At 69.3% G+C, this 25,690-nt stretch carries 21 protein-coding genes; 11 read left to right on the top strand and 10 right to left on the bottom strand.

Annotated features, from left to right (window positions below):
- Positions 1–4: 4 nt before the first annotated feature.
- From mmsB to ITJ43_RS04360, 4 genes are all read right to left on the bottom strand, one after another.
- A complete protein-coding gene (gene mmsB / locus ITJ43_RS04375; protein WP_194582622.1) occupies positions 5–1,234 on the bottom strand; it encodes a multiple monosaccharide ABC transporter permease in 1,230 nt (409 codons plus the stop codon).
- On the bottom strand, positions 1,231–2,850 hold the full coding sequence (gene mmsA, locus ITJ43_RS04370; RefSeq protein WP_416361060.1) for a multiple monosaccharide ABC transporter ATP-binding protein: 1,620 nt from the start codon (positions 2,848–2,850) through the stop codon (positions 1,231–1,233). Before mmsA ends, mmsB begins: the two co-directional genes overlap by 4 nt.
- Before the next feature lie 15 nt (positions 2,851–2,865).
- Positions 2,866–3,987, bottom strand: a complete 1,122-nt coding sequence (gene chvE, locus ITJ43_RS04365) for a multiple monosaccharide ABC transporter substrate-binding protein (RefSeq protein ID WP_194582620.1) — start codon at positions 3,985–3,987, stop codon at positions 2,866–2,868.
- Between the two features lie 226 nt (positions 3,988–4,213).
- Positions 4,214–4,669, bottom strand: a complete 456-nt coding sequence (locus ITJ43_RS04360) for an Lrp/AsnC family transcriptional regulator (RefSeq protein WP_194582619.1) — start codon at positions 4,667–4,669, stop codon at positions 4,214–4,216.
- A 71-nt stretch (positions 4,670–4,740) separates the two neighbouring features.
- On the opposite strand from ITJ43_RS04360, the gene ITJ43_RS04355 reads away from it, so the two are divergent.
- From ITJ43_RS04355 to ITJ43_RS04345, 3 genes are read left to right on the top strand one after another with little or no spacing between them, the layout of a single operon-like run.
- A complete protein-coding gene (locus ITJ43_RS04355; RefSeq protein ID WP_194582618.1) occupies positions 4,741–6,207 on the top strand; it encodes a DUF6421 family protein in 1,467 nt (488 codons plus the stop codon).
- Positions 6,200–6,874: an SDR family oxidoreductase gene (locus ITJ43_RS04350; RefSeq protein ID WP_194582617.1), complete on the top strand. Its 675-nt coding sequence runs from the start codon at positions 6,200–6,202 to the stop codon at positions 6,872–6,874. Before ITJ43_RS04355 ends, ITJ43_RS04350 begins: the two co-directional genes overlap by 8 nt.
- 11 nt (positions 6,875–6,885) lie before the next feature.
- Entirely contained in the window at positions 6,886–7,947 is a 1,062-nt protein-coding gene (locus tag ITJ43_RS04345; RefSeq protein WP_194582616.1) for a threonine aldolase family protein, read from the top strand.
- Between the two features lie 27 nt (positions 7,948–7,974).
- On the opposite strand, the gene ITJ43_RS04340 is transcribed toward ITJ43_RS04345, so the two are convergent.
- From ITJ43_RS04340 to ITJ43_RS04325, 4 genes are all read right to left on the bottom strand, one after another.
- Complete coding sequence (locus tag ITJ43_RS04340; protein WP_194582615.1) at positions 7,975–9,912, bottom strand: M3 family metallopeptidase; 1,938 nt, start codon at positions 9,910–9,912, stop codon at positions 7,975–7,977.
- Between the two features lie 43 nt (positions 9,913–9,955).
- Complete coding sequence (locus tag ITJ43_RS04335) at positions 9,956–11,236, bottom strand: cell division initiation protein (RefSeq protein ID WP_194582614.1); 1,281 nt, start codon at positions 11,234–11,236, stop codon at positions 9,956–9,958.
- Positions 11,237–11,350: 114 nt separating this feature from the next.
- Positions 11,351–12,163 carry an ATP-binding protein gene (locus ITJ43_RS04330; RefSeq protein WP_323741122.1) on the bottom strand — a complete coding sequence of 271 codons (813 nt, stop codon included), beginning with the start codon at positions 12,161–12,163 and terminating at the stop codon, positions 11,351–11,353.
- A gap of 39 nt (positions 12,164–12,202) precedes the next feature.
- Positions 12,203–12,871 (bottom strand): NUDIX hydrolase family protein, encoded by a 669-nt coding sequence (locus ITJ43_RS04325; protein ID WP_194582613.1) that lies wholly within the window; start codon positions 12,869–12,871, stop codon positions 12,203–12,205.
- Positions 12,872–12,963: 92 nt separating this feature from the next.
- Here ITJ43_RS04325 and ITJ43_RS04320 point away from each other — a divergent pair, with 92 nt between their 5' ends.
- The 4 genes from ITJ43_RS04320 to ITJ43_RS04305 all read left to right on the top strand — a co-directional run bounded on the left by ITJ43_RS04320 (position 12,964) and on the right by ITJ43_RS04305 (position 21,308).
- Complete coding sequence (locus ITJ43_RS04320; protein ID WP_194582612.1) at positions 12,964–13,617, top strand: alpha/beta hydrolase; 654 nt, start codon at positions 12,964–12,966, stop codon at positions 13,615–13,617.
- 248 nt (positions 13,618–13,865) lie between these two features.
- Entirely contained in the window at positions 13,866–15,506 is a 1,641-nt protein-coding gene (locus ITJ43_RS04315; protein ID WP_194582611.1) for an ABC-F family ATP-binding cassette domain-containing protein, read from the top strand.
- Between the two features lie 219 nt (positions 15,507–15,725).
- The gene (locus ITJ43_RS04310) at positions 15,726–20,495 is read left to right on the top strand and encodes an ATP-dependent helicase (RefSeq protein ID WP_194582610.1); all 4,770 of its coding nucleotides are present in this window, start codon (positions 15,726–15,728) and stop codon (positions 20,493–20,495) included.
- Positions 20,496–20,534: 39 nt separating this feature from the next.
- Complete coding sequence (locus tag ITJ43_RS04305) at positions 20,535–21,308, top strand: Fpg/Nei family DNA glycosylase (protein WP_194582609.1); 774 nt, start codon at positions 20,535–20,537, stop codon at positions 21,306–21,308.
- A gap of 156 nt (positions 21,309–21,464) precedes the next feature.
- Here the strand turns inward: ITJ43_RS04305 and ITJ43_RS04300 are convergent, their stop codons facing one another.
- Positions 21,465–22,127, bottom strand: coding sequence for a YitT family protein (locus ITJ43_RS04300; RefSeq protein WP_194583165.1), 663 nt, complete (start codon positions 22,125–22,127; stop codon positions 21,465–21,467).
- 89 nt (positions 22,128–22,216) lie between these two features.
- Between ITJ43_RS04300 and ITJ43_RS04295 the strand changes: the two genes are divergently transcribed.
- The 4 genes from ITJ43_RS04295 (at position 22,217) to ITJ43_RS04280 (ending at position 24,811) form a co-directional block, all read left to right on the top strand.
- A complete protein-coding gene (locus ITJ43_RS04295) occupies positions 22,217–22,624 on the top strand; it encodes a transferase (protein WP_194582608.1) in 408 nt (135 codons plus the stop codon).
- A gap of 57 nt (positions 22,625–22,681) precedes the next feature.
- The gene (locus tag ITJ43_RS04290) at positions 22,682–23,431 is read left to right on the top strand and encodes a LysR family substrate-binding domain-containing protein (RefSeq protein WP_194582607.1); all 750 of its coding nucleotides are present in this window, start codon (positions 22,682–22,684) and stop codon (positions 23,429–23,431) included.
- Between the two features lie 80 nt (positions 23,432–23,511).
- Complete coding sequence (locus tag ITJ43_RS04285) at positions 23,512–24,237, top strand: glutamine amidotransferase-related protein (protein ID WP_194582606.1); 726 nt, start codon at positions 23,512–23,514, stop codon at positions 24,235–24,237.
- 58 nt (positions 24,238–24,295) lie between these two features.
- On the top strand, positions 24,296–24,811 hold the full coding sequence (locus ITJ43_RS04280) for a tetratricopeptide repeat protein (protein WP_194582605.1): 516 nt from the start codon (positions 24,296–24,298) through the stop codon (positions 24,809–24,811).
- Between the two features lie 36 nt (positions 24,812–24,847).
- On the opposite strand, the gene ITJ43_RS04275 is transcribed toward ITJ43_RS04280, so the two are convergent.
- Complete coding sequence (locus ITJ43_RS04275; RefSeq protein ID WP_194582604.1) at positions 24,848–25,663, bottom strand: tryptophan-rich sensory protein; 816 nt, start codon at positions 25,661–25,663, stop codon at positions 24,848–24,850.
- Between the last annotated feature and the right edge of the window lie 27 nt (positions 25,664–25,690).

Below are 25,690 nucleotides of genomic sequence, written 5' to 3'. Positions count from 1 at the left end.
GACGTCAACGCATACCGGCGCGCCTCTTGTTGAAGACGTCGAAGGCGACGGCGAGCAACAGGACGAAGCCCTTGATGGCCATCTGCCATGCGGCATCCACGGACAGGATCGACAGCCCCATGTTCAAGACCCCCATCACGAGGCCGCCGATCACCGCCCCGACGACGGTACCCACGCCTCCCTGGACGGCTGCGCCGCCGATGAAGACCGCCGCGATCGCGTCGAGCTCGTAGTTCTGGCCGGCCGAGGCCACGGCCGATCCGGCACGGGCCGTGCTGACGATTCCCGCGACGGCGGCGAGGGCACCCATGTTGACGAAGATGAAGAAGGTGACCCACTTGGTCTTCACGCCCGACATCTGCGCGGCGAAGAGGTTTCCTCCCATCGCGTAGATGTGCCGGCCGAACACCGACCGGCTGAGGATGTAGCTGTAGGCGAGGATCAGCACGGCCAGCACGATGAGGATGATGGGCGTGCCGCTGTAGCCCGACAGCAGCCATGTGAGGGCCATGATCGCGGCGACGGCGATGATCTGCTTCGTCCAGAACGACGCGCCGGGCTCTCGCGGCAATTCGAGCCGTCGCAGCGCGGCGCGCGCGCGCAACTGCTGCACGATCAGCGCTGCCGACGCGACGAGGCCGAGCAGCAGCGTGAACGCGTCACGACCGAGGATGCCGCCGGCGAAGCCCGGGATCCAGCCGGCGCCGATCGCGGTGAACTGGGGCGGAAGGCCGCTGATCGTTCCGCCCGTGAGCAGCACGAGAGTGAATCCGCGGAAGATCAGCATGCCGGCGAGAGTGACGATGAAGGCGGGGATGCCGACGAACGCGACCCAGAACCCCTGCCAGGCGCCCACCACGGCGCCGGTGGCCAGCGCCACCAGCAGCGCGGCCCACCACGGCAGACCCCAGACGTTCATGGAGATCGCGGCGATCGCGCCGACCATCGCGACGACCGACCCGACCGACAGATCGATGTGGCCGGCGATGATCACCATCACCATGCCGATCGCGAGGATCAGCACGTAGGCGTTCTGCTGGATGAGGTTGTTGACGTTGCCGGGCAGAAGCAGCCGGCCGCCGGTGAGCACCTGGAAGAGCAGGATGATCACCGCGAGGGCCGCGAGGATGCCGTACTGCCGGAGGTTCACGTTCAGGCGCAGCCGCCGCTTGGCTGAGCCGCCCGATGCGCCCGTTCCGGGGCGAGTGGAAGTCGACGACGTGTTGGCGCTCATCGGGCCAGGTCCTTTCCCGCTGTCATGAAGTGCATGAGTCGTTCTTGCGTGGCCTCGGCGCGCTCGAGCTCGCCGGAGATACGGCCTTCGGAGATGGTGTAGATGCGATCGGCCAGCCCGAGCAGTTCCGGAAGCTCGGAGGAGATCAGGATGACGGCCTTGCCCTGGGCGGCGAGCTCGTTGATGATTCCGTAGATCTCGTACTTCGCTCCCACGTCGATGCCCCGGGTGGGCTCGTCGAGGATGAGGATGTCGGGCCCGGAGAAGACCCACTTCGAGAGCACGACCTTCTGTTGGTTGCCGCCCGACAGGTTGCCCGCCAGCACCGCCACCGAGGGCGCCTTGATGTTCATCTTGGAGCGGTACGAGTCGGCGACCTTGTACTCGCGGTATCGGTCGATGATCCCGAACCGGGCGAGCTTGGCGAGGGCGGCCGCCGAGACGTTCATCTTGATGTCGCCGATGAGGTTGAGCCCGTAGCGCTTGCGATCCTCCGTCGCGTAGGCGATGCCGTGACGGATCGCCTCGTCGACGGTACGGGTCTGGATCTGCACCCCGTCCTTGTAGACCCGGCCGCTGATTCCCGTTCCGTAGCTGCGGCCGAAGATACTCATCGCCAGTTCGGTGCGGCCGGCACCCATGAGGCCCGCGAACCCGACGATCTCGCCGGCGCGCACGTGGAAGGACGCGTGGTCGACGACGACGCGGTCGACATCCACGGGGTGATGGACCGTCCACTCCTCGACGCGAAACCGCTCGGCTCCGATGTGAGGCTCGCGCGGCGGGAACATGCTCGTCAGATCGCGACCGACCATGGAGCGGATGATCCGCGCCTCCGTGGCATCCGGTCCGTGCATGTCGATGCTCTCGATGGTGCGCCCGTCGCGCAGCACGGTCACGGTGTCGGCGATGCGGCGGATCTCCTTCAGCTTGTGGCTGATGATGATCGAGGTGATGCCCTGTTGTCGTAGCTGCTCGATGAGCGCCAGCAGATGAGAGCTGTCTTCGTCGTTCAACGCGGCGGTGGGTTCATCGAGGATCAGCAGCTTGACCTCTTTGGACAGTGCCTTGGCGATCTCGACGAGCTGCTGCTTGCCAACGCCGAGCTCGAGGATCTTCGTGGCGGGGTTCTCGTCGAGTCCGACGCGCGCCAACAGCTGCGCGGCCGCGACATTCGTCGCGTTCCAGTCGACGAATCCGCGCTTGTGGATCTCGTTGCCGAGGAAGATGTTCTCCGCGATGGAGAGGTAGGGGCTGAGTGCCAGCTCCTGGTGGATGATCACGATGCCGTCGGCTTCGCTGTCGTTGATCGAGCGGTACGCGGCCTCATGACCGTCGAACTCGATCGAGCCCTCGAAGGAGCCGGCGGGGTACACCCCCGACAGCACCTTCATCAGCGTGGACTTGCCCGCGCCGTTCTCACCGCAGACGGCGTGCACCTCACCGCGCTGAACGCTCAGGGAGACGCCGTCCAGAGCGCGGACGCCCGCACCGAACTCTTTGACGATGTCCCGCATGATCAGGATGGGCTGTTCCATAGGGTCCTTCACCTCGATGTGTTGATGACCGCTGAGTCGATGGTCGCCGGGCAGAGAAGGGGGTGGATGCCGCGGCATCCACCCCCTTCGAACTCACAGACCGACGTCGCTCGCCTTGAGGAAACCGGAGTCGATGAGCGTGGACTGCACGGTGTCCTTGGTGACCACCTCAGGATCGAGCAGGTACGACGGCACGACCTTGACGCCGTTGTTGTACGTCTTGGTGTCGTTGACCTCGACCTGCTGTCCCGCGACGATCGACGCGATCATCTTCTGCACACGGTCGCCGAGGGCGCGGGTGTCTTTCCACACCGTCATCGACTGCTCGCCGTTCAGGATGGCCTGGACGTTCGCCTTGTCCGCGTCCTGACCGGTGAGCACCGGGTACGCGGATCCGGGGGTGTACCCGGCCGACTTGAGCGAGGCGATGATGCCGATGGCGAGGGAGTCGTTCGGCGAGAGAACGACGTTGACTTTCTGTCCCGACGTGTAGAAGGACGAAAGGCGGTTGTCCATCTCGGCCTGGGCCTTGTCCGATGCCCAGCCCTGGATGCCGATCGACGCCCAGTCGGCATCGCTGGACGGCGACTTGCCCGACGGAACCACCAGCTTGCCGGAGGTCACATACGGAAGCAGGACGTCCCACGCGCCGGAGAAGAAGAACTTGGCGTTGTTGTCGTCGGGGCTGCCGGCGAAGGGTTCGAGGTTGAACGGTCCCTTGCCGCCGGCGAGGTCGAGCTGCTTCGCGATGAACTCGCCCTGGAGCTGACCCACCTTGTAGTTGTCGAAGGTCGCGTAGTAGTCGACGTCGCCGGTGCCGTTGATGAGACGGTCGTAGGCGATGATCGTGACGTTCTGCTTCTTGGCCTCGGCCAGCACTGGTCCGAGGGAGCTGCCGTCGATGGCCGCGATCACGAGGATCTTCGCTCCACCGGCGATCTGGTTCTGAATCTGCGAGATCTGCTGATCGGTCTTGTTGTCGGCGTACTGCAGATCGACGGTGCAGCCGTCACCCTTCAGCTTGGTCTGCAGACCCTCGCCGTCGTTGATCCAGCGTTCGAGGGTGCGCGTGGGCATGGAGATGCCGACGTTGCATTCACCCTGGGCTCCGGTTGCGCCTCCCCCGGAGGCCGCCGGCGTGGACGAGCACGCCGCCAATCCGCCGATGAGAAGTGTGCCGGTCACGGCCAAGGCCGCGAGGCGTGTGAGCTTCATGTTCTGTGCGTTCCTCTCTGAATGCAGAAGCCACCACCGCGTGACAGACATCGCTCACGGAATGGTGATTGTTAACGGAGAGAACATATTCGGACAGACGACCCCGCCGCGAAGAACGGCGACAGACCGATATGTTGCCTCCCGCAACATTGTGACAGTCGTCATAGGTTTTCGGCAAGGACAAATTCGGGTGGGTTTTCCCACCCCTCCTCCACGGCGCCGAGCGCTAGGAGCCGCCGAGCGGGACGAGCGGCCGGTGCTCGTAGAACGTCTGCAGCACGACGGTCGTGCGCGTGCGCACCCCGGCGGCGAGGCGGATGTCGCGTACGAGGTCTTCGAGCGCCCGCGGCGAGGCGACGCGGGCGAAGAGCATGTAGCTGGCATCGCCGGCGATGGAGTGGCATGCCTCGATCGCGTCGAGGTGCTCGAGCAGTTCGGGTGCGTTGTCGGGCTGCGCGGGGTCGAGGGGCGTGATCTCGATGAAGGCGGCGAGCGGCCTCCCCACGGCCTCGGGATCGACGATGGCGCGATAGCCGGTGACGACGCCGCGCGACTCGAGCCGCTTCAGGCGAGCCTGCACCGCCGACACCGACAGCCCCACGGCAGCGGAGAGATCGGCGAGTGTGACCCGTCCGTCACGGGAAACTTCGGCGACGATCCGCCGGTCGACATCGTCTTCCATGCATGGAATAATACCTGAGGCAAGCCACTCTTGCCGTAAATATTCCTGCACGGCGATCGGAGGTGCCCACTATGTCCCTTCTCACAAGCGAGAAGTCCGTCATCGGAGAGCCCGAGGTCGTCGAAGACGACCGAGCGAAGACACAGGTCGTCGAAGACGACCGAGCGAAGACACAGGGCGTCGAGGAGCACTCCGCATGGCTCGCGCTCAAGCAGGCCGTCACCGAGCTGCAACCGCTCCAGGTCGCAGACGGTTCCATTCCCGACGCGGCGTACCACCCCGTCGCGGCAGGCCTCGTCGACACCGTGGTCCGCACGATGCAGGAGCTGGCACCCCTGTTCCCCCACGACGACGCCTACCTCTCGGCCTGCGTCGACGACCTGCGACGCTGGACCGCGAGCGGCTTCGACGTGCCCGATTTCCTCGACTCACTGGTCGCTTTCCAGCCGCAGCGACAGCGCATCGACGGCCTGCGCCACCTCGTGGTGTTTCCCATGTACACGCAGAACGGGTCCCGCGATCGCCACCTCGAGGCGGTGCTCTGCGAGGTGATCTGGCCGGAGTTCATCGGCGAACTGGAGCAGACCTACACGAACGGCCTGTTCGTCTCGCTGCGACTTCTCGACTTCACCTCGGGCTACGACACCAACTCCGCGGTGCTGTTCCCGGAGACGGTCGCGATGCGTGAGATCCCCTCGTTCACGTGGGGCGCGATCTTCCAGGACCGCGAGGCCGCACGCTTCCGCCGAGTGGTGGCCGCGGCATCCGAGATCACCAAGCTCGACGTGCCCGAGGGGGTCTCCCGCCTGCTCGCAGATCAGTCGCTCACGGAGCAGACGTTCGTCATGTGGGACCTCATCCACGACCGCAGCCACATGCGCGGCGACCTGCCGTTCGACCCGTTCATGATCAAGCAGCGAATGCCGTTCTTCCTCTACTCGCTGGAAGAGTTGCGCTGCGACCTCACGGCCTACCGCGAGTGCGTCGGCATCGCCGCACGTCTGTCGGCCCGCGATGCGGAAGGCGAGACACTCACCGACACCGAGGCAGCGATGCTCGATCGAGCGCGCCTCGTGCAGTACGCGGTGCTGTTCGACCGGATCTTCCGCTTCGCCATCACCGGTTCGCGCGTGCGCAACTACGACGGCCTCGGCGGGCAGCTGCTGTTCGCCTGGCTGCACCAACGCGGCGTGCTGCACTGGACCGACACGGCCCTCGCCTTCGACTGGGACGAGGTACCCGCGGCCGTCATCGCGCTGAGCGACGCGATCGATCGGCTGTACTGGGAGTCGATCGACCGACCGAAAGTGGCGCACTGGCTCGCGGCCTACGAGCTCGTCCGCGGTGTGGTGGCCCCCCACCCGGCATCGGCGTGGGCGCGCGGCCTGCCCGACGAGGTGCTCGCCGGCGCTCCGAAGGGATACACGGATGCCGTGCTCGACGACGAGTTTCCGCTGTCGATGTTCTTCGAAGCCCTCGACAAGAAGATGCGCGACGTGATCGCGTCGACCGCCGGGATCACGGGCCGCGATGGGTGACGGTGTGCGCGGGCGCACCGTCGTGATCGCCGGCGCCACGAGCGCGAGCGGCCACGCTGCGGCGCGTGCGCTCGTGGATGCCGGGGCTACCGTGATCGCGCTCGGGCGCCGCGACGACGCGCTCGCTCCCCTGCGCGAGCTCGGCGCGCGCACCGCCGTGTGCGACCTCGCCGACGCCGGGGAGGTCTCCGCGTTCGCGGCGACGCTCACGGCGGGCCGGACGCGCGTCGACGGGCTGCTGCACCTGGTGGGCGGATGGCGGGGCGGCGGTGGGCTCCCTGGGCAGTCGGACGAGGACTACCGGGCACTCGAGGTCGGACTCGCCGCGCTGCGCCACATCACCCGTGCGCTGTGGCACGAGCTGACGTCCTCCCCCGCGGCGCGCACGGCGATCGTGTCATCCACGGCAGTCGCGCGGCCCCTGGCGGGCGGGGCGAACTACGCCGCCGTCAAGGCCGCAGAGGAGGCCTGGGCGCGGGCGATGGCCCAGGGGTTCGCGAAGGACGCGCGAGATCGCGGCGTCGCGCAGACGGCGGCATCCGTCATCTTCCGGGTGCGCGCACTCGAGGGCCTCGAGGAGGAGCTGGCACGCGCGTTCGTCGGGCTCTGGGATGCCGAGGCGTGCGTCGCCAACGACACGATCGTCGGCCTCGGTGCGTCGAACTAGATTGGATACCCGTGACCACCCTGCATGACACGACCGTCCGCGGCTTCGCCAGCGACAACTACTCCGGCGTCCACCCCGAGGTTCTCGAGGCCATCGCCGCCGCCAACCACGGGCACCAGATCGCCTATGGCGAAGATGTCTACACGGCCCGGCTGCAGGAGGTGTTCCGCCGTCACTTCGGCGACGGTGTCGAGGCGTTCCCCGTGTTCAACGGCACGGGGGCAAACGTCGTGGGCCTGCAGTCGATGCTGCCGCGGTGGGGCGCGGTGATCGCGGCATCCACCGCCCACATCAATGTCGACGAGGGTGGCGCCCCCGAGCGGGTCGCGGGAATCAAGATCCTCAACGTCCCCACCGACGACGGCAAGCTCACTGCCGAGCTGGTCGACCGCGAGGCCTGGGGCTGGGGCGACGAGCACCGCGCGCAGCCGCTCGTGGTGTCGATCACCCAGTCATCCGAGCTCGGCACGCTCTACACGCCCGACGAGATCGCGGCACTCGCCGACCATGCTCATGCGCGGGGCATGCGCCTGCACCTCGACGGCGCCCGCATCTCGAACGCGGCGGCGGCCCTCGATCTGCCGCTGCGCGCCTTCACGACCGACGTCGGGGTCGATGTGCTCAGCTTCGGCGGCACGAAGAACGGCGCGCTCGGCGGCGAGGCCGTGGTCGTACTGAACCCGGATGCCGCGGAGGGTCTGCTGTTCCTGCGGAAGCTCAACATGCAGCTGGCTTCGAAGATGCGCTTCATCTCGGCGCAGCTGATCGCCCTGCTGGAGGGCGACCTGTACCTGCGCAACGCCCAGCACGCCAATTCGATGGCGCAGCGCCTGCGCGCCGGCGTCGAGGCGGGCATCGCGGACGGCTCGATCACCGGCGTCGCCTTCAGCCAGCCGACGCAGGCGAACGGGGTCTTCGCGGTGCTGCCCGAGGGCGTCGCCGATGCCTTGCGTGGGAGCTTCCGCTTCTACGATTGGGACGCGGCGAAGAACGAAGTCCGCTGGATGTGCTCCTTCGACACCGCCGAGGACGACGTCGATGCGTTCGTCGCCGAGCTGGCCCGCCTCACCTGAGCCCGGCGCATCACCCCGCGGCGCGGCTCACGCTCCCGCGAGCCACTCCCGGTAGGCATCGAAGCGATACGGGCGGCCGAGGAACGCCTCGACCAGGTCGCTCGCGTCGCGGCGCCCGCCCGGCTCGAGAATCTCGCGGCGATAGCGGGTCGCCGCCTCGGCATCCATGAGGTTTCCGTCGAACCCCGACAGCAGATCGCGCGCGATCACCAGGCTCCACTGGTACGTGTAGTAGCAGGCCCCGTAGCCGGTCAGGTGACCGAAACCGGCATACGAGTGGCGGCCGACGAGCGGCTGGACGGGGCTCGTGGCGGCGTACCAGTGCTCGGTGGCTGCCTGCAGGTCGGCCGGGCGGTCGACATGCAGGTGGTACGACACGTTCGCGTGACCGAGCTGACGACGAACCTCCAGCGCGCGCCCGAAGCCGTCGGCCACGCGCATCTTCGCGACGAGGTCGGCCGGTATCGGCTCACCGTCGGGGCCTGCGGTGAACGATGCCAGGACATCGGCGTCCCACGCCCACTCCTCGAGCAGCTGGCTGGGCGCCTCGACGAAGTCCCATTCGGTGGCGACTCCGGAGAAGCGGACGAAGCGCTGGGCGCCGCCCAGGATGTCGTGCACGAGGTGACCGAACTCGTGGAAGAAGGTGACCACCTCGTCGTGGGTCATGAGCCCCCGGGCGAAGTTGCACAGCAGCACGGCTTCGGGGAGCACGCGTCCGGTCACCCCCGGCGCCAGTGGGAAGCAGGCGGCGTGGTTGTACTTGCCGTCGCGCGGGTGCAGATCGAGGTGGATGCGGCCGAGCCTCTCGCCATCCCGGACGACGTCGTAGGAGCGCACGTCGCCGTGCCAGGTGGCGACCTGAACCGGTACATAGTCGACATCGAGGAGCCGCGCGGTCGTGTCGAGCACGCCAGGGAGCACGCGGTCGAACGAGAAGTACGACCGCACCCGCTGCGCGTCGACGTCGTGGAGCTCGCGCCGCAGCGTGCTGAGCAGGTAGAAGAAGTCGGCGATGGTGACCTCGGATGCCGCGGGATCGTCGTGCCGCAGCCTCTCCAGCAGCACCGGGTATTCCGCGGCCGCCGCGTGCGCGGAGGCGTCGTCGAGCCGGGCCAGGAACGCCGCGACGGCGGCGCTGCCCCCACCGGGCTGATCGTGACCGATCATCCGCGTCTCGGTCTCGAAATCCGCCCAATCGCCGTAGCCCAGCAGCTGGGCCCGTTCGTTGCGCACGGCGAGCAGCTCGGCCAGCACATGGTCGTTCTCCGGCCACGCGAGGTCGTTGTAGGCCGACAGCAGCGCCGTGCGCGTTGCGCGGTCGGTGGCGTATTCCCGCACCGGCATGAGGTCGGTGTACTCGGTGGTGAGGACGACGAGGCCGTCGTCTTGCACGGGATGGGAGTCGATGAAGTCCTGCGGCAGCCCGGCGAGCGCTTCGGGTGCCACGCGAATCTCACGACGCCCGTCCCGGATGTTGCGCGAGAACTCCAGGCTCAGCTCGGTGTCACGGTCGGTGAGCACGCGCACGCGCGCGCGGTCGGCCGCGGGCAGAGCGACGCCGCCGCGGCGGAAGTCGCGGCGCACCTGGTCGAGCAGACGCCGCTGGTCGGCGTCGAGGGCACCGTCGTCGAGGCCGTCGAAGACGGCGAAGAGCCCCTCATCGAGCAGGCGCGACGCGGACAAGGCCTCCAGGGTCTGGACCTGTCCCTCGGCGATGTCGCGCACCGCGGCATCCGGGTGGGCTTCGCTCAGCAGATAGGCCTCGTTCGTCGCCTGTCGCAGCGCCAGGTCGGCGTCGTTCCACAGCTCGAGTCGCGCCGCGGCATCCGCACCGTCGCCCTCGCCGACCAGCCGCGCATCGATCTCGGCCACGAGCGCCACGGCGTCGGCGGGCCGGGCGGAGGCGAAAGCCGTCCAGTCGTCGGGATCGGTCGGGAACGCGAGAGGCTCGATCGAGGTCATGACCCGAGCCTAAGACCGGTCGACGACAGCGCAGGAAGCGTCGTCAGTCGCCCTGCGCGGTCGTACCGTCGTCGGCCCCGGCGTCGCCCGCCCCGGCGTCGGCGACCGCCTCTGCTGCGGGAGCAGCGGCGGTCGTGGCCTCGGTGCGCATCAGCTCTTTGACCTCCGACATGAAGCTCGTCAACTGCTGCTGCTGCCACCGCAGGGCGCGAGCGCGGTCTTCCGCATCGCGCAGCACTCCTTGGGAGTGCCCGGTGACGGCGTCGAGGATCTTCTGCGCCTTGACGCTGGCGCGGTCGAGGATCTCGCGCGAGCGCAGACGGGCATCTGCTTCGTGCTGCTGCGCCTGGGCACGCATCAGCTTGTCGAAGTCGTCTGCCTTGGCGGTGATGCGTTGGGCGTGCTCGAGCGAGGCGGCAACCTGCTCGTTCGCGTCCTGCGTGATGCGCTCGGCGTGGGCGACGGCCTGGTTGTGCAGCATGAGGAACTCCTGCTGGGCATCGTCCTGACGGCGGCTGAGCGCCTCCTCGAACTCGAGCGCTCGCATCCGGTGCTCGCGCACAGCCTCTTCGGCCTCGGCACGGGCCTGCTCGGTCTCGCGCGCCACGAGCGAACGCAACGCCGCCGCGCCCTTCTCGGCCTCGGTGCGGATCGCGGCCGCCTCCTGCTCGGCCTGCGTCACCTTCTCGGCTGCGTGGGCGCCTTCCCGCTCCAACTGGGCGGTGTGCGCGGTCAGCTCGGTGTCGATCGTGAGTCGGGCCTGCGCGGCATCCGTCGACGCCTGCGAGCGCAGGGTCTCGATGTCGGCCTGGGCGCTTGCGCGCTGGGCGGCGATCTCCTCACGGGCGGCCTGGAGCAACCGCTCGGCCTGCGCGCTGGCGTTCTTGATGATGACGGATGCCTGGTCTTCGGCGACCCTCAGCACGTCCTCGAACCGCTCCCGCTCGCGCGAGGACTCCTCGGTCGAGCTGATGAAATCGGCGGTGAGGGTCTGCACCTTGTCTTCGGCGTTGTCGGCGCGGGCGGACTGCAGCGCGAGCCCGGCCTCGAGTTCGGCGGCCTTCGCTTCGAGCAGCGCGATCGTCTCGGCATGCGACTGCGCCTCGCCGCGAGCGTTCTGCTCGTCGCGGGCGAGGGACTCGATCCGCGCTCGCTGCGCGTCGCCTTCTGCCCGCAGTGCGTCGATCGCCGCATCGACCGCGGCGCGGTCGTAGCCGCGGAACACCGTGGCGAACGCGGCGGAGTCGCCGTCGGGGTGCGACTCCCGCGACCCGGCGATGAGGTCGTCGAGGGAGGAGGGTGCGGACTCGTTGCGATCGGTCATGACGAAGCTCCGGAAAATGCGTCCCACCCCGTGGGGGTACGACGACTCGACACCGACTCGGGCGTGCCGGCACGCGAATGCTATCGGAGCAATCGATCAGCCGGATGACGAATGTCAGCGACGCCCGAGAACGACCTCGGCCAGGTTCGGGCGGAAGTGACGCGCGACGTAGGTGACCGCCTCATCGACACCGAACGCGCGCGTCGAATTCCCCACCCGCACCCACAGTTCGGTGCCGCCGCCCTGCGTGACGAAGACGGGCTCCGATGCCCTCGGGCATCGCACGGCACAGACCGTCCGTCCCTCCACGTCTGCGAAACGGATGCGCGGCAAGGCCGCGGCATTCTTGCCGATGCTCGCCGCGAGCATGTCGCGCAGCCACAGCTCGAAACGGTCGGCGTCGGGGGTGCGCAGCGTCGCGTAGTCCCGGTCGAGGCCGTGCACCTGCCCGTCGTCGTCGACGCCGATCAGCAGGGTGCCGCCGGAACTGTTGAGGAAAGCAGCGACGGTCTTGGCGACGACCTGCTCCATGCGGGCGTCCTTCTTGTCGTCGCGGACGTTCCAGCGCGCCGTCTCCTTGAACTCGATCCGCTCGCCCTCCCCCTTCGCAAGGAGAGCGGCAACATCGACGCCCCCGTCGCGACGGACGAGGGCCGCGCCGGCCGCCACGACGAACGACAACCCCAGGCTCGTTCCCGCGGTGACGAGCAGCGATGTCGGCATCCACAGGCGAAGACCGTAGAAGAACCAGCCCGCGACGAAGAGCCCGACACTCAGACCCAGGATGGAGACGATCGTCATGACCGACAACGGCAACGACAGGCGTGCGCCGAAGATGCGGCGCAGCACCCAGGCGATCACGAACGACAGCAGCACCGCGAGCGGCAGGGCCCCGGCGAATTCGACGAGCATCTCGCTACGGGGCACGGTGGTCTCCGAGAGGTGGGAGGAGCTAGCGGGCGGTGCTCAGCGCAGTGCGCCGACGCTGGCCAACGCGAGGCGGATGAGCGTCGAGCGCCCGCCCTCCATCTCTTCGGCCAGCGCATCGGACGAGGCTTCTTCGGGGCTCATCCAGGTGACCTCCAGGGCGTCCTGACGCGGTTCGCAGGTGCCACTGACCGGAATCACGAAGGCGAGAGAGACGGCGTGCTGGCGGTCGTCGTGGAAAGCGCTCATTCCCGGCAGGGGGAAGTACTCCGCGACGGTGAAGGGCACCGGCTGCGGCGGCAACTGGGGGAAGGCCATGGGGCCGAGGTCGTTCTCGAGGTGGCGGAAGAGGGCGTCGCGCACCGTCTCGCCGTAGCGCACGCGACCCGACACGATCGATCGGGTGATCTCCCCCATCGGGGTTGCCCGCAGGAGCACGCCGACCTGCGTGACCGCCCCCACGCCATCGGTGCGCACGGGCACGGCCTCGACGTAGAGGATCGGCAGCCGGCGACGCGCTTCGGCGAGCTCGATCTCGGTGAGCCACCCCGGGTTGCCGGCGTTTCCCGGCGCGGGCGAACCGAAGGATCCATCGCCCAGCGGGTGGCCGGGCCGACGGGATGCCGCGCCGAATCCACGCAGCGGATCACGGGAGGCCCCATCGTCGTCGCGTTCGTTCGGATCGGGGTCGGGGGTGCGAACGGCCATGCCTCATGTATACCCGTACCGCCACCTCGTCCGTAGCGGCGGCGCCCGCACCGACGGTGCGCAATGTCGGCGGGGCCTGCGAAGATGGCCGCATGAGCGCGCCCGCGATCGATGACGATGCCGTCCTGTGGTCGGCTCCCGCCGACGAACGTGCCGGGCGTCCACTGCTGCTGCTCCTGCACGGCTACGGCTCCGACGAACGCGACCTGTTCGGGCTCGCACCGTTCCTGCCCGACGAGTACGTGCTCGCCGCCGTCCGCGCTCCCCTGCCGCCGCCCTTTCCCGCTCCGGGATGGTCGTGGTACCCGATCGAGGGGCTCGACGGGCGGTCCTCCGGTGCCGTCACGGAGGCGGCAAACGCGCTGATCTCGTGGCTCGACACGGCGACGGATGCCGCGCGCATCGGCATCCTCGGCTTTTCTCAGGGCGCCGCCGTCGCCGTGCAAGCCCTGCGGCTGCAACCGGAACGATTCGCTTTCGTCGTGAACCTCGCCGGCTATGTCGACCCCAGCCCTCTGCCGACCGACGCTCACCTCGCCGAGCTTCGACCCCCGGTGTTCTGGGGCCGCGGCGCGCGGGACGAGGTGATCCCGGCAGCAGCGGTGGCGCACACGGTGCAGTGGCTGCCCGAGCACGTCGAGCTCAGCGGCCGCGTCTACGCGGGGCTGACCCACAGCGTGTCGCAGGAAGAGCTCGATGACGTGCGCGTGTTCCTCGAGAAGCAGCGCGTCGCGTCGACCGACTGACCGCCCTGGCCGGATCGGACGTGCCGCGCTACGCTGGAGAGGTCCCCGTCCCGAGTGTGAGGAAGACCGTTGAAGGGTTTCGACGCCGCGCTGTAATTCCGCGCTGAGCCGTCGACCCTCCGTTCCTCTTCGAACACCGGGTTCTCCGACGTGTCGGCGCATCCATTTTCCGCGCCGGCCGTCGACCCTCCCGTCGTGCGGGAACGGTGTCGTGCGCGCCTGCGTCTCGACACCGTCAGGAGGCACTCATGCCCCATTCCTCTCCCGCGGTCGTGCTCGACCGCGTCACCTTCACCTGGCCCGACGGCACTGTCGCGCTGGACGACGTTTCCGGCGCCTTCGCTGACGTGCGCACCGGGCTGATCGGACGCAACGGCGCCGGCAAGTCCACGCTGCTCGGAATCATCTCAGGCGCGCTGACACCGGCATCCGGCACCGTCGTCCGCAGCGGTGCCGTCGACGTGATGCCGCAGCGGCTCGCGGCCGACACGCGCGTGGCCGCTCTGCTGGGCGTCGACACGCAGCTGGATGCCGTGCGGGCCATCGCGTCCGGCGATGTCGACCCGCGTCACTTCGACGCCGTCGGCGACGACTGGGACGTTGAGGCGCGTACCACCGCCGCTCTCGCCGAGGCGGGGCTTGCGCCGGACGCCCTCGATCGTCGGATCGACGCCCTCTCCGGTGGCGAGGCCGTGCTCGCGGCGCTCGTCGGCGTGAGACTGCGGGGCGCCCCGATCGCACTTCTGGACGAGCCGACCAACAACCTCGACCGTGACGCACGGGCTCGCGTGTACGACCTGGTGCGCAGCTGGCGCGGCACGCTCATCGTCGTCAGCCACGACACCGCACTTCTGGAGCAGATGGACGAGACGGCGGAGCTGTACGGCAACGCGCTGACGACGTTCGGCGGGGCTTACTCCGCGTGGCGCACCGCGCACGAAGAGGAGCAGGCGGCGGCTCGACAGGCCGAATCCGCGGCCCGTCAACAGGTGCGCCGCGAGAAGCGCGACCGGATACGCCAGGATCACGTGCTGGCCACCCGCGCGGCGATGGGGAACAAGGCGCACACCCAGGGGCGCGCGCCGAAGATCGTCGCAGGTGCCAAGAAGCGTGCGGCGGAGGTGTCGGCTGGGCGGCTGCGCGTCGAAGCCCGTGACAAGGAAGCCGACGCCCGGGCCGTACTCGACGCCGCGGAACACCGCGTCCGCGACGACGAGTCAGTGCACATCGACCTGCCCGACCCCGGTGTCGCAGCGGGGCGTCGGATCGCGACGATCGGCGACGGCGAGCGGTCATGGACCGTTCAGGGTCCGGAGCGCGTCGCGCTGATCGGGCCGAACGGCGCGGGCAAGACGACGCTTCTCGAACGGCTGGTCGGCGGCTCAGCCGGGGCGGACGTGCGGGCCGATGCGGGTGCGTCGGGCGACCGCGAGGTTGTGAGGCGGAGTTCGGTACACGCGGTGGCCCACACCGACCGCATCGGATACCTATCGCAGCGCATCGACCACCTCGACGACGCCGCGTCGCCGCTCGCTCATCTGCGACGCGCCGCACCCGGCGTCGGCGACGTCGAACTGCGAAACCGCCTGGCGCGCTTCCTCCTGCGCGGCGACACGGTGCTTCGGCCGGTGCGGGCGCTGTCGGGGGGCGAGCGGTTCCGTCTCGCACTCGCGTGTCTGGTGATGGCCGATCCACCACCCCAGCTGCTGGTGCTCGATGAGCCGACGAACAACCTCGACCTGGACACCGTCGATCAGCTGGTCGCCGCGCTGGCCGCGTTTCGCGGTGCCGTCCTCGTCGTCAGCCACGACGACGGATTCCTCCGGAGCATCGACCCCGACCTCGTTCTCGAGCTGCGGGAGGGGACGTTGGCGGAGGCGAGCCCGTGATGAGAGCGCGCGGGCGACGAGCGGGCGGGAGAAGAGGCAGCGCGTGCCGCGGCATCCGCGTTCCGTATTCAGTCTCCGCGGCGAGCGCGGCACAGAGCGACCCCGGAAATCCGGCATACGGAGGGGATGATCGGTCCGCGGAGACGGAATACGGCACGGGCGTGTTCGCCGCGCGCGAGCACGCCCCCGCGTGTCGGGGGTCCGCGGGATGATGGGGCGATGGCTGATGTGCTGGAAGGGTTCGGTCCTGCGACCCAGGACTGGTTCCGTGGCGCCTTCGCCCAGCCCACGAGCGCCCAGGCCGGGGCCTGGGACGCGATCTCGGCGGGAAAGCACGCCCTCGTCGTCGCTCCCACCGGATCGGGCAAGACTCTGTCGGCGTTCCTCTGGGCGATCGACCGGGTGTTCCGCGAGAAGGCGCACGCATCCGAGTCGGCCCCCGCACGAACCGCGAAGAAGGATGCCGCGGGCACCAGAATCCTCTACATCTCGCCGCTGAAGGCGCTCGGTGTCGACGTCGAGCGCAACCTCCGCTCGCCGCTCGTGGGCATCGGGCAGGCCGCGCGGCGCCTCGGCATCCCGTTGCCGGAGGTCACGGTCGGTGTCCGCTCCGGCGACACGCCGATGGCCGACCGCCGCAAGCTGATCTCCGCGCCTCCCGACATCCTCATCACGACCCCCGAGTCCCTGTACCTCATGCTCACCTCGCAGGCGGGGGAGACACTGCGCGACGTGCACACCGTGATCGTCGACGAGGTGCACGCCGTCGCCGCCACAAAGCGCGGCGCGCACCTGGCCGTCAGCCTGGAGCGCCTCGATGCGCTGAGGCAACGTGACGATCCTGAACGCGCTGCCGCCCAGCGCGTGGGGTTGTCGGCCACGGTGCGCCCCATCGACGAGGTGGCACGCTTTCTCGGCGGGTCCGCGCCCGTGGAGATCGTCGCCCCGCGCGCCACCAAGGCTTTCGATCTGCGCGTCGTCGTGCCGATGTCCGACATGCTCAACCCGCCGCCGCCTCCCGAGCGCGCGACAGAATCGCACGCCACCGAGGGCGCCGGCCCCGATCAGGCGGATGCCGAAGGCAACGGTGACTGGTTCACCCCCTCGCAGCCCAGCGAGATCACCGGATCGGTGTGGCCGCACGTGGAGGAGGCGATCGTCGACCGCGTGCTCGCGCATCGCTCCACCATCGTGTTCGCCAATTCTCGGCGCCTTGCCGAACGGCTGACCGGTCGCCTCAATGAGATCTACGCCGAACGCCTCGGTCTCGACCTTCCGGCGCCGACCGTGCCCGCGGCCACCATGACCCAGGCCGGATCGAGTGCGGGAGCTCCGCCCGAACTGGCCAAGGCCCACCACGGCTCGGTGTCGAAGGAGCAGCGCGCGCAGGTCGAAGACGAACTCAAGCGCGGCATCCTGCGCTGCGTCGTCGCGACGAGCTCGCTCGAGCTGGGCATCGACATGGGCGAGGTCGACCTCGTGATCCAGGTGGAGGCGCCGCCGTCGGCCGCCTCGGGCCTGCAGCGCGTCGGACGCGCGGGCCACCAGGTGGGTGAGGTCAGTCGCGCTGCCCTCTTTCCCAAGCACCGCGGGGATGTGCTGCACACGGCGGTCGTGACGGAGCGGATGCTCGCGGGTCAGATCGAAGCGATCAGCGTGCCGCAGAACCCGCTCGACATCCTCGCGCAGCAGACGATCGCGGCCTGCGCGGTGGGTCCGGTCGACGTCGAGGGCTGGTTCGAGACCGTGCGGCGCTCCGCACCGTTTCGGACGCTCCCCCGTTCGGCGTACGAGGCGACCCTCGATCTGCTCGCCGGCAAGTATCCGTCCGACGAGTTCGCGGAGCTGCGACCGCGCCTGGTCTGGGACCGCGATCACGGCACCCTCACCGCCCGGCCGGGCGCGCAGCGTGTGGCCGTCACGAGCGGTGGCACGATTCCCGATCGCGGTCTGTTCGGGGTGTTCGTCGCCGGCGAGACCCGCAACGCTCGCGTGGGCGAACTCGACGAAGAGATGGTCTACGAGTCGCGCGTCAACGACGTGTTCACTCTGGGCACAACCAGCTGGCGCATCGTCGAGATCACCCACGACCGTGTCAACGTGCTGCCCGCATTCGGGCAACCGGGAAAGCTGCCGTTCTGGCACGGCGACGGCCTCGGCCGCCCCGCCGAGCTGGGCGAGGCTCTCGGGAAGTTCTCACGGGAGATTGCGGCGGCCGGTGCCGAGAAGGCGTCGCAACGCCTGCGGGAGTCGGGGTTGGACGACAACGCCATCGGCAATCTGCTGGCCTATCTCGACGAGCAGAAGGAAGCGACGGGAACCCTGCCCACCGATCGCACGCTCACCGTCGAGCGCTCGCGCGACGAGGTGGGCGACTGGCGCGTCATCTTGCATTCCCCGTACGGCATGCACGTGCACGCTCCCTGGGCGCTGGCCGTCAACGCCCGCATCCGCGAACGGCTCGGCGTCGAGGGATCGGCGGTGGCCAGCGATGACGGGATCATCGCACGGGTGCCGGATGCCGACAGTGAACCGCCCGGCGCGGAGCTGTTCGTCTTCGAACCCGACGAACTCGAACAGCTCGTCACCGATGAGGTCGGCGGATCGGCACTGTTCGCCTCGCGCTTTCGCGAGTGCGCGGCGCGCGCCCTCCTGCTGCCACGGCTGAACCCGAACAAGCGGTCTCCGCTCTGGCAGCAGCGGCAGAAGTCCGCCCAGCTGCTGGAAGTGGCCAAGAACCACCCGACCTTCCCGATCATCCTCGAAACGCTCCGCGAGGTGCTGCAGGACGTCTACGACCTGCCCGCTCTGCTGCGCATCGCCCGCTCGATCGGCGACCGGCGCATCCGTCTCGTCGAGACGACGACCAGCCAACCGTCGCCCTTCGCCCGCGATCTGCTGTTCGGATACGTCGGCGCGTTCATGTACGAGGGCGACTCGCCCCTCGCGGAACGTCGCGCCGCGGCGCTCTCGGTCGATCCCGCGCTGCTCGGCGAACTGCTCGGCAAGGTCGAGATGCGCGAGCTTCTCGACCCTGCGGTGATCGTGCAGTTCGAGCTCGAGGCGCAACGCCTCGATCCGAGCCGGCGCGCTCGCGGCGTAGAGGGTGTCGCCGATCTCTTGCGTCTGCTCGGACCGATGGATGCTGTGGAGGTCGCCGCCCGCCTCGAACCCGCGCCGCACCCCACCCTCGACCGCCACGATGACACCGCGCGGGCTCAGAGCGTGGCCGTCGACTCGGAGACGGCCCGCGCGCTGCTCGACGAGCTGATCGATGCGCGCCGCGCCATCCGCGTGAGCATCGGCGGCGTAGAGAGGGTGGCTGCCATCGAAGACGCGGGTCGCCTGCGCGATGCCCTGGGTGCTGCGCTTCCGGTCGGCATCCCCTTGGCCTTCCTCGAACCCGTCGCCGACCCGCTCGCCGATCTCATCGCCCGCCACGCGCGCACGCACGGTCCCTTCCGCACCGCCGATGTCGCGAGGCGACTCGGCATCGGCACCGCGGTGGCACGGCAGACGCTGCAGCGACTCGAATCGCAGGGGCGACTGTCCAGCGGGTTCTTCCTTCCCGACCCCGGCCCCTCTGCGCCCGACGGTACCGGCGGTTCGGCTGCGGACGATCTGGAATGGTGCGACACCGAGGTGCTACGGCGACTGCGGCTGCGCTCGCTGGCAGCGATCCGCGGCACGGTCGAGCCCGTCTCCCCCGAGTCGTACGCGCGTTTCCTGCCCGCATGGCAGCACGTTGCCGGCTCGACGGGTGGGCGCCCGCTCGAGGGCATCGACGGGGTGCTCGCGACGATCGAGCAGCTCGCCGGCGTGCCGCTGCCGGCCAGCGCCTGGGAGTCGCTCGTGCTCCCCAGCCGCGTGAGCGACTACGCCCCGGCGATGCTCGACGAACTGACCTCGACGGGCGAAGTGCTCTGGTCGGGTCACGGGTCACTGCCCGGGCGTGACGGGTGGATCGCCCTGCATCCGATCGATGCCGTGCCGCTCACGCTGACGCTCCCCGACGACCCGGAGCCGCCGTCTGCGCTCGAACAGCGCATCATCGATGCGCTCAGCACCGGTGGTGCGTACTTCGCGGGCCAGCTCGCCGGCATGACCGAGGCGACGAGCGAGCAGGCAGCCATCGACGCCCTCTGGAACCTGACCTGGACGGGTCGCGTGACCAACGACACGTTCGCCCCGGTGCGCGCACTGCTCGGCGGCGGATCCCAGGCGCACCGCACGACGCGGCGCGCCCCCCGTGCGCGAATGTTCCGGGGCACCTCGATCGCCGCGACGGTGAGCGCTGCGCGCTCCACCCCCCAACGCCCGCCCCTCATCGGCGGCCGATGGTCGCTGCTGCCCGAACCTTCCGCAGATGTCGCCCTGCGCGCCACGGCCGCTGCCAGCCTGCTGCTCGAGCGTCACGGCGTCGTCACCCGCGGCGCGGTGCAGTCCGAGGGGGTGCCGGGTGGGTTCGCCCAGACCTACCGAGTGCTCGCGGGCTTCGAAGACGCCGGGCACTGCCGCCGCGGGTACTTCATCGAAAAGCTCGGCGCGGCGCAGTTCGCGGCATCCGCCTCGGTGGATCGCCTGCGCGAGTATGCCGCGCTCGCCGATCCGGCACCGCTACGCGCGATCACGCTGGCTGCGACCGACCCGGCGAACCCGTATGGCGCGGCGCTCGGGTGGCCCGCTCTGGAGGGCGTCGCCCACCGCCCCGGTCGCAAGGCCGGCGGCCTCGTGACACTCGTCGACGGCGCTCTGGTGCTGTATCTCGAGCGGGGCGGACGTTCCGCTCTCGTCTTCAGCGCCGACGACGACGTGCTGGCGGCTGCCGCCGCGAGCCTCGTCGACACCGCGCGCACGCGACGACTCGACACATTGACGGTCGAGCAGGTCTCGGGCGCGTTCGTCTACGGCACCCCCGCGGGCCGCGCACTGCAGGCGGCGGGCTTCGTCGAGTCGAGCCGCGGCCTCACCCTGCGACGCCAGCGATGAGCGGGCGCCGCAGGGGCGCTCCTCCGTCCGGGAGCGTGCATGCCCGAGGGTGACACCGTCTTCCGCACCGCGCGCAGGCTGCACGAGGCACTCACCGGCGCGGAGGTGACGCGGTTCGATCTGCGCGTACCGCGGCACGCCACCGCGGATCTCACCGGCGAGGTCGTGCACGACGTCGTGCCGCGCGGCAAGCATCTGCTCATGCGCATCGGCGAGTTCACGCTGCACTCGCACCTGAAGATGGAGGGGCGGTGGCTCGTGTTCCATCGCGGTGAGCGATGGCGCGCGCCCGCGTTCCAGGCGCGTGCGATCGTCGGCACGGCGCAGGTGGATGCCGTGGGTTTCGAAATAGCGATGGTCGATCTGGTGCCGACGAGCCAAGAAGACGACCTCGTCGGTCACCTCGGCCCCGATCTCCTCGGTCCCGACTGGGATGCCGCGGAGGCGACCCGCCGGATCCTGGCCGACCCGCGCGCCGTACACGTCGCGATATTGGATCAGCGCAACCTGGCCGGACTCGGCAACGAGTATGCGAACGAGCTGCTGTTCGTCCGCGGCATCCTGCCCACGACGCCCGCCGTCGACGTCGACGCGGCGGGTCTGGTCGACACCGCGGCCCGGATGATCCGCGCGAACCGCGACCGAGCCTCCCGCACCTTCACCGGCGACACCCGACCGGGTCGACAGAATTGGGTCTATCGCCGAGAGCGCAAGCCTTGCCTCCGCTGCGGCACGCCCATCCGGCGCACCGAACTCGGCGCCTCGGAGACGAGCGAGCGCATTGTCTTCTGGTGCCCGGTCTGTCAGACCTGACATCGCCTGCCGCAGTCACGGTGCACGCGGATTCGGAGAACCTCAACAGATTCGGATGCCGCGGCGTTCGCGGTCCGAATCTGCTGGTCCGCGCCGAATCGGCGCCCGTGTGACCGCCCGTGTGACCGCACGTGTCACCGCCCGTGTGACCTGCGGTCAGCGACCGAGGTAGCGACCAGGACGGTGGTTGAGCGCGAGCACGAGGTTCAGCAGCACCGCGCCGGCCGCGCTCATCACGACGTTGGGCCACGGGACGACGAAGAAGCCGAGAAGGACGATGATGACGTCGAAGATCATCATCGTCCAGCCGGCGCGGAATCCGGTGCGGTCCTGGATCTCGAGACCGATGATGTTGATCCCGCCGACGCTGGAGCGGTGGCGGAAGAGGATGAGCACGCCGACACCGGCGAGCAGGTTGCCCGCGAGGGTGCCGTACAACGGCTGCAGCCCGGTGATGGGAAACAGCGCATCGTGCAGCGGCGCGAACACGGAGACGAGCGCGACGGAGACGACGGTGCGAAGCGTGAAGTCCCATCCGCGTCGAAACACCGCCAGGAGGGCGAACGGCACGTTCACGACCGCGAACAACACGGCGAACGGCCATCCGGTGGCGTAGCCGAGCAGCAGCGACAGGCCCGCGGTTCCGCCGGTCACCGCCTGCGACGCATGCAGCAGATGCAGCCCCAGCGAGACGAGGAACGTTCCTGTGAGGATGCCGAGAATGTCCTCTCCGACCGAGTGATCTTGCGACTTGGTTTCGAAGACAAGGGTGGGACCGGTCGTCGGGTCGGCCTCGGCGGGTGTCGTCACGGCATCCATCATCGCAACATCAGAACGACCCGGCGTCACCGGACCGACCGTGGGAATGATCCGGCGGTCGTCACCGTTGCGGATACCAGGAGGGATTCGTGGGTAAGAACTACATCGACATCGAAGACGATCGCGGCCAGACACTTCGCTATCGCAAGCATGTCAACGGCCGCGGCCTCGTCGCGAACGGAGCCAAGGTGCACGCCTCTGCGCTGGTGGAGGCGGGTGCGTATGTCGAACCGGGCGCACAGATCGCCGCGGGCGCGCACATCGGTCGCGGCGTATGGGTGGAGCCGGATGCCGTGATCGGCCCCGAAGCCGAGATCGCCCCGCACGCGCACATCGGGTCGGGTGCCGCCATCGGGCCTCGCGCCAAGATCGGCGTGCGCACCGTCATCGGAGCCCACGCACGAGTTGCCGGAGGCTCCCTCATCGGCGACGACGAGTTGATCGCCGACGGCGAGCGCGTCGCAACAGATCAGCGCGGACTGCGGCTCGCCGCCTGAGCCCCGGAGCGCACGCGACCAGGCTCCGCACGCAAGGCCCCGGCTACGCTGGCCTGCATGGCAGGACGAACAGGCGGCAGCGGCGCAAGACCGGCGCGTCCTGGAGCACGTCGCACCACCGGCACGGCTCAGGGCGCAGGCAAGAAGAAGCCGGTAAAGGCGAGCCCGAAACGCCCGGCCCCCGAGCTGCAAGGAGCCCCGGCGCACCCGGGTCCGTTCCGTCTGGGCGCGGTCGAGGGCGCGACTCCCGGCAAGTGGATCGATGCGTGGCGTGAGCGCATGCCGCGCGTGGCCGTTGAGCTGACGCCCCTCACCGTCGCCGACCAGCGGGAGGCTCTCGCCTCGGCATCCGTCGATGCCGCGCTCGTGCGGCTGCCGATCGACCGGACCGGCCTGCACGTGATCGAGTTGTACGACGAGGTTCCCGTCGTCGTCTTCGCCGCCGACTCGCACCTGACCGCCGCCGAGGAACTCACCCTCGACGACCTGGCCGGTGAGGTGGTCATCACGCCGCTGCATCCGCCACTGAAAGTCGAGGTTCCCGGCGCTGCGGAGCTCCGCTTCGCGCCGCCCGAGAACGTCGGCGAGGCGATCGCGATCGCGGCATCGGGCGTCGGTGTGGTCATCGTGCCGATGTCGCTGGCTCGACTGCACCACCGCAAGGACGCCGACCACCGGCCCCTCGCGAGCGGTCCGGCATCGACGGTGGCGCTGGCTTGGCCGATGTCACCCGGCGGAGACATCCACCCGCTGGTCGACGTCTTCATCGGGATCGTCCGAGGACGCACCGCCAACTCGTCCCGCTGATCGCCGTTTCGGCGCGGTGCTTCATGGCCGTGTTTCATCGGAGCGGCGACGCTCGTGGCATCCCCGCCTAGACTCTCCGCATGGCTCCGCTCGTCTACGTCTGTGCGCGTCCGCAGCAAGGGGCGGCGGCCGCCGAATACGAGTCCTTCCGACTCGCCATGCGGCTCGATGAGAGCCAGTTGGAGCGGTGGGACCTCGTTCGCGACCCGTGGCCGGCGGATGCCGCAACGCGGTGGCGCGGCGCCGTCGTCGGCGGCAGCCCCTTCAACGTCACCGACCCCGAGTCGGCGAAGACCGATTCCCAGCGGCGCCTCGAAGCCGATCTCTCCCGGCTGGCGCACAGCGCGGCATCGGGCGAGACGGCAGCCCTGTTCACCTGCTATGGAATCGGCGTCGCGACACGGGCCCTCGGCGGCGAGGTGACGCGCGCGTATCCCGAAGACACCGGGCCGACCATCATCGAGTTGACCGACGACGCGCAGCGCGATCGCCTGTTCGGCGGATTGGCACCCTCGTTCTCAGCGCTCACGGCGCACAAAGAAGGCACCGCGCGAATGCCGGAAGGCGCCGTGCTCCTCGCTCGCAACGACGCCTGCCCCGTGCAGGCGTATCGCCTGGGCGACACGCTCTACGCCACCCAGTTCCACCCGGAACCCACCGGACGCGCCTTCACGGAGCGGATGGCGGTGTACCGCGACGACGGCTACTTCGCGGCGAACGACTACGACCGCATCGCTGCCCGTGTGCTCGCCGCCTCCCTCACCGAGCCGGTGCGGATTCTGCGCGCGTTCGCCCAGACCTTCTGAGGCCGCAACCGGGCAAGGGGCATCTGCCACGCGCGCGCCGCGATGGCAGGATCGAGGCATGGACGAGAGCGTGCACGCCGAGCTCGACGCGATCTTCGCAGCGCGCGATCGCGATGACATGGCACCGACGATCGCGGCGGTAGCGGCCATCCACTACGAGCATCCCGACGACCCGCGAGTGCTCTACGAACTCGCCGGAGCGTACGACACGGCCGGAGAAGAAGCCACTGCGGTCGGCCTCTATCAGCGCGCGCTCGACGCCGGCCTGAGCGGCGACATCCGGCGTCGCTGCCTGCTGCAGTTCGGCAGCACCCTTCGAAACCTCGACAGATTCGAGGAGTCGATCGCGCTGTTCGCGCACGCGCGGAGCGAGTTTCCCGATGCGGTTTCTCTCATCGCTTTCGAGGCCATCACGCTGCATGCGGCAGGCCACGTCCACGCCGCGCTCGGCACCCTGCTGGAGCTCGTCGCCGATCACCTCGACGCCCCCGAGCTCGAGCGCTACAAGCCCGCGCTCCGCGGCAACGCTGCGTATCTGCGCGACCTCGACGCGGCGAGGTCTGACCCGTCGTGAGCAAGATCGCCGCAACGGTGCTCGCGGCACGCTCGCTCAGTCGCCGATCGTCGCGGCCACCGCGCGTCGGCGGAGCGTCGCGGCCACCGCGGTGACGAGGATGACGGCGGCGACGATGAATGCCGCCGTGGCGACGGCCGGCGCGTGCGGCTCACCGCTCGTGCGGGCCACGCCGATCCAGACAAGTCCCCACGTCATCGCGAGAGCGGGGGCGATGCGACCGCCCGTGCCGACGGCGACAGCGATGCCGACGAGGGCGACGACGACGAGAACGATGACGCCCCACAGCTGCTGTGCGTCGGCATCCATCGCCGGGACGACATCGGCGGCGAGCCACGCCGTGACGTTCGCGACGGTCGCGAGGCTGACCCATCCGAGGTGGATGCCCACGGTGCCGTCCATGAAAAGGCGGTCGGCCCACGTTTCAGCGGGCGTGTGCACCAGGCGCCGGATCGTCACGCCGAGCGCGGCCAACAGCGCGACGATCGCGACGACCGTCGCGGGAAGGGTCAGGAACTGCGCAGCGAGCAGCCATCCGCCGTTCAGCACCGCCGTCGCGGCGATCCACCAGCCCGCACGACGTTGACGTTCGCGCCCACGCTGGGAGGGGAGCGCCTGCCAGATCGCGTACGCGATCATCAGCACGTAGATCAGTGACCAGATCGAGAACGCCGAGGTCGCGGGCGCGAGCACGGTGGAATCGGCATCCAGCGCCCCGCCCTGCAGGTCGCGGACGTTGGTCCCGCCGAACAGCCCGGTGCCGACCATCGCGGCGATGATCATGAAAACCACCGACGAGATGACGACGATCTGGCGGGCGAGGTCGGTGCCGGGGCGGGCGGGAGCGTCCATGTGCCTCACGGTACGAGGGGATGCCGC

The sequence above is a fragment of the Microbacterium sp. VKM Ac-2870 genome, from assembly GCF_015350795.1.
Lineage (GTDB): Bacteria > Actinomycetota > Actinomycetes > Actinomycetales > Microbacteriaceae > Microbacterium.
The sequence above is the reverse complement of the archived record's forward strand: the minus strand, read 5'-3'. Positions and strand labels throughout refer to the sequence as shown.

Excerpts from the sequence above, each read along its gene's own strand:
- mmsB (WP_194582622.1), bottom strand. The coding sequence starts at position 1,234 with ATGAGCGCCAACACGTCGTCGACTTCCACTCGCCCCGGAACGGGCGCA.
- mmsA (WP_416361060.1), bottom strand. The coding sequence starts at position 2,850 with ATGCCGCGGCATCCACCCCCTTCTCTGCCCGGCGACCATCGACTCAGC.
- chvE (WP_194582620.1), bottom strand. The coding sequence starts at position 3,987 with ATGAAGCTCACACGCCTCGCGGCCTTGGCCGTGACCGGCACACTTCTC.
- ITJ43_RS04360 (WP_194582619.1), bottom strand. The coding sequence starts at position 4,669 with ATGGAAGACGATGTCGACCGGCGGATCGTCGCCGAAGTTTCCCGTGAC.
- ITJ43_RS04355 (WP_194582618.1), top strand. The coding sequence starts at position 4,741 with ATGTCCCTTCTCACAAGCGAGAAGTCCGTCATCGGAGAGCCCGAGGTC.
- ITJ43_RS04350 (WP_194582617.1), top strand. The coding sequence starts at position 6,200 with ATGGGTGACGGTGTGCGCGGGCGCACCGTCGTGATCGCCGGCGCCACG.
- ITJ43_RS04340 (WP_194582615.1), bottom strand. The coding sequence starts at position 9,912 with ATGACCTCGATCGAGCCTCTCGCGTTCCCGACCGATCCCGACGACTGG.
- ITJ43_RS04335 (WP_194582614.1), bottom strand. The coding sequence starts at position 11,236 with ATGACCGATCGCAACGAGTCCGCACCCTCCTCCCTCGACGACCTCATC.
- ITJ43_RS04325 (WP_194582613.1), bottom strand. The coding sequence starts at position 12,871 with ATGGCCGTTCGCACCCCCGACCCCGATCCGAACGAACGCGACGACGAT.
- ITJ43_RS04320 (WP_194582612.1), top strand. The coding sequence starts at position 12,964 with ATGAGCGCGCCCGCGATCGATGACGATGCCGTCCTGTGGTCGGCTCCC.
- ITJ43_RS04315 (WP_194582611.1), top strand. The coding sequence starts at position 13,866 with ATGCCCCATTCCTCTCCCGCGGTCGTGCTCGACCGCGTCACCTTCACC.
- ITJ43_RS04310 (WP_194582610.1), top strand. The coding sequence starts at position 15,726 with ATGGCTGATGTGCTGGAAGGGTTCGGTCCTGCGACCCAGGACTGGTTC.
- ITJ43_RS04305 (WP_194582609.1), top strand. The coding sequence starts at position 20,535 with ATGCCCGAGGGTGACACCGTCTTCCGCACCGCGCGCAGGCTGCACGAG.
- ITJ43_RS04300 (WP_194583165.1), bottom strand. The coding sequence starts at position 22,127 with ATGGATGCCGTGACGACACCCGCCGAGGCCGACCCGACGACCGGTCCC.
- ITJ43_RS04290 (WP_194582607.1), top strand. The coding sequence starts at position 22,682 with ATGGCAGGACGAACAGGCGGCAGCGGCGCAAGACCGGCGCGTCCTGGA.
- ITJ43_RS04285 (WP_194582606.1), top strand. The coding sequence starts at position 23,512 with ATGGCTCCGCTCGTCTACGTCTGTGCGCGTCCGCAGCAAGGGGCGGCG.
- ITJ43_RS04280 (WP_194582605.1), top strand. The coding sequence starts at position 24,296 with ATGGACGAGAGCGTGCACGCCGAGCTCGACGCGATCTTCGCAGCGCGC.
- ITJ43_RS04275 (WP_194582604.1), bottom strand. The coding sequence starts at position 25,663 with ATGGACGCTCCCGCCCGCCCCGGCACCGACCTCGCCCGCCAGATCGTC.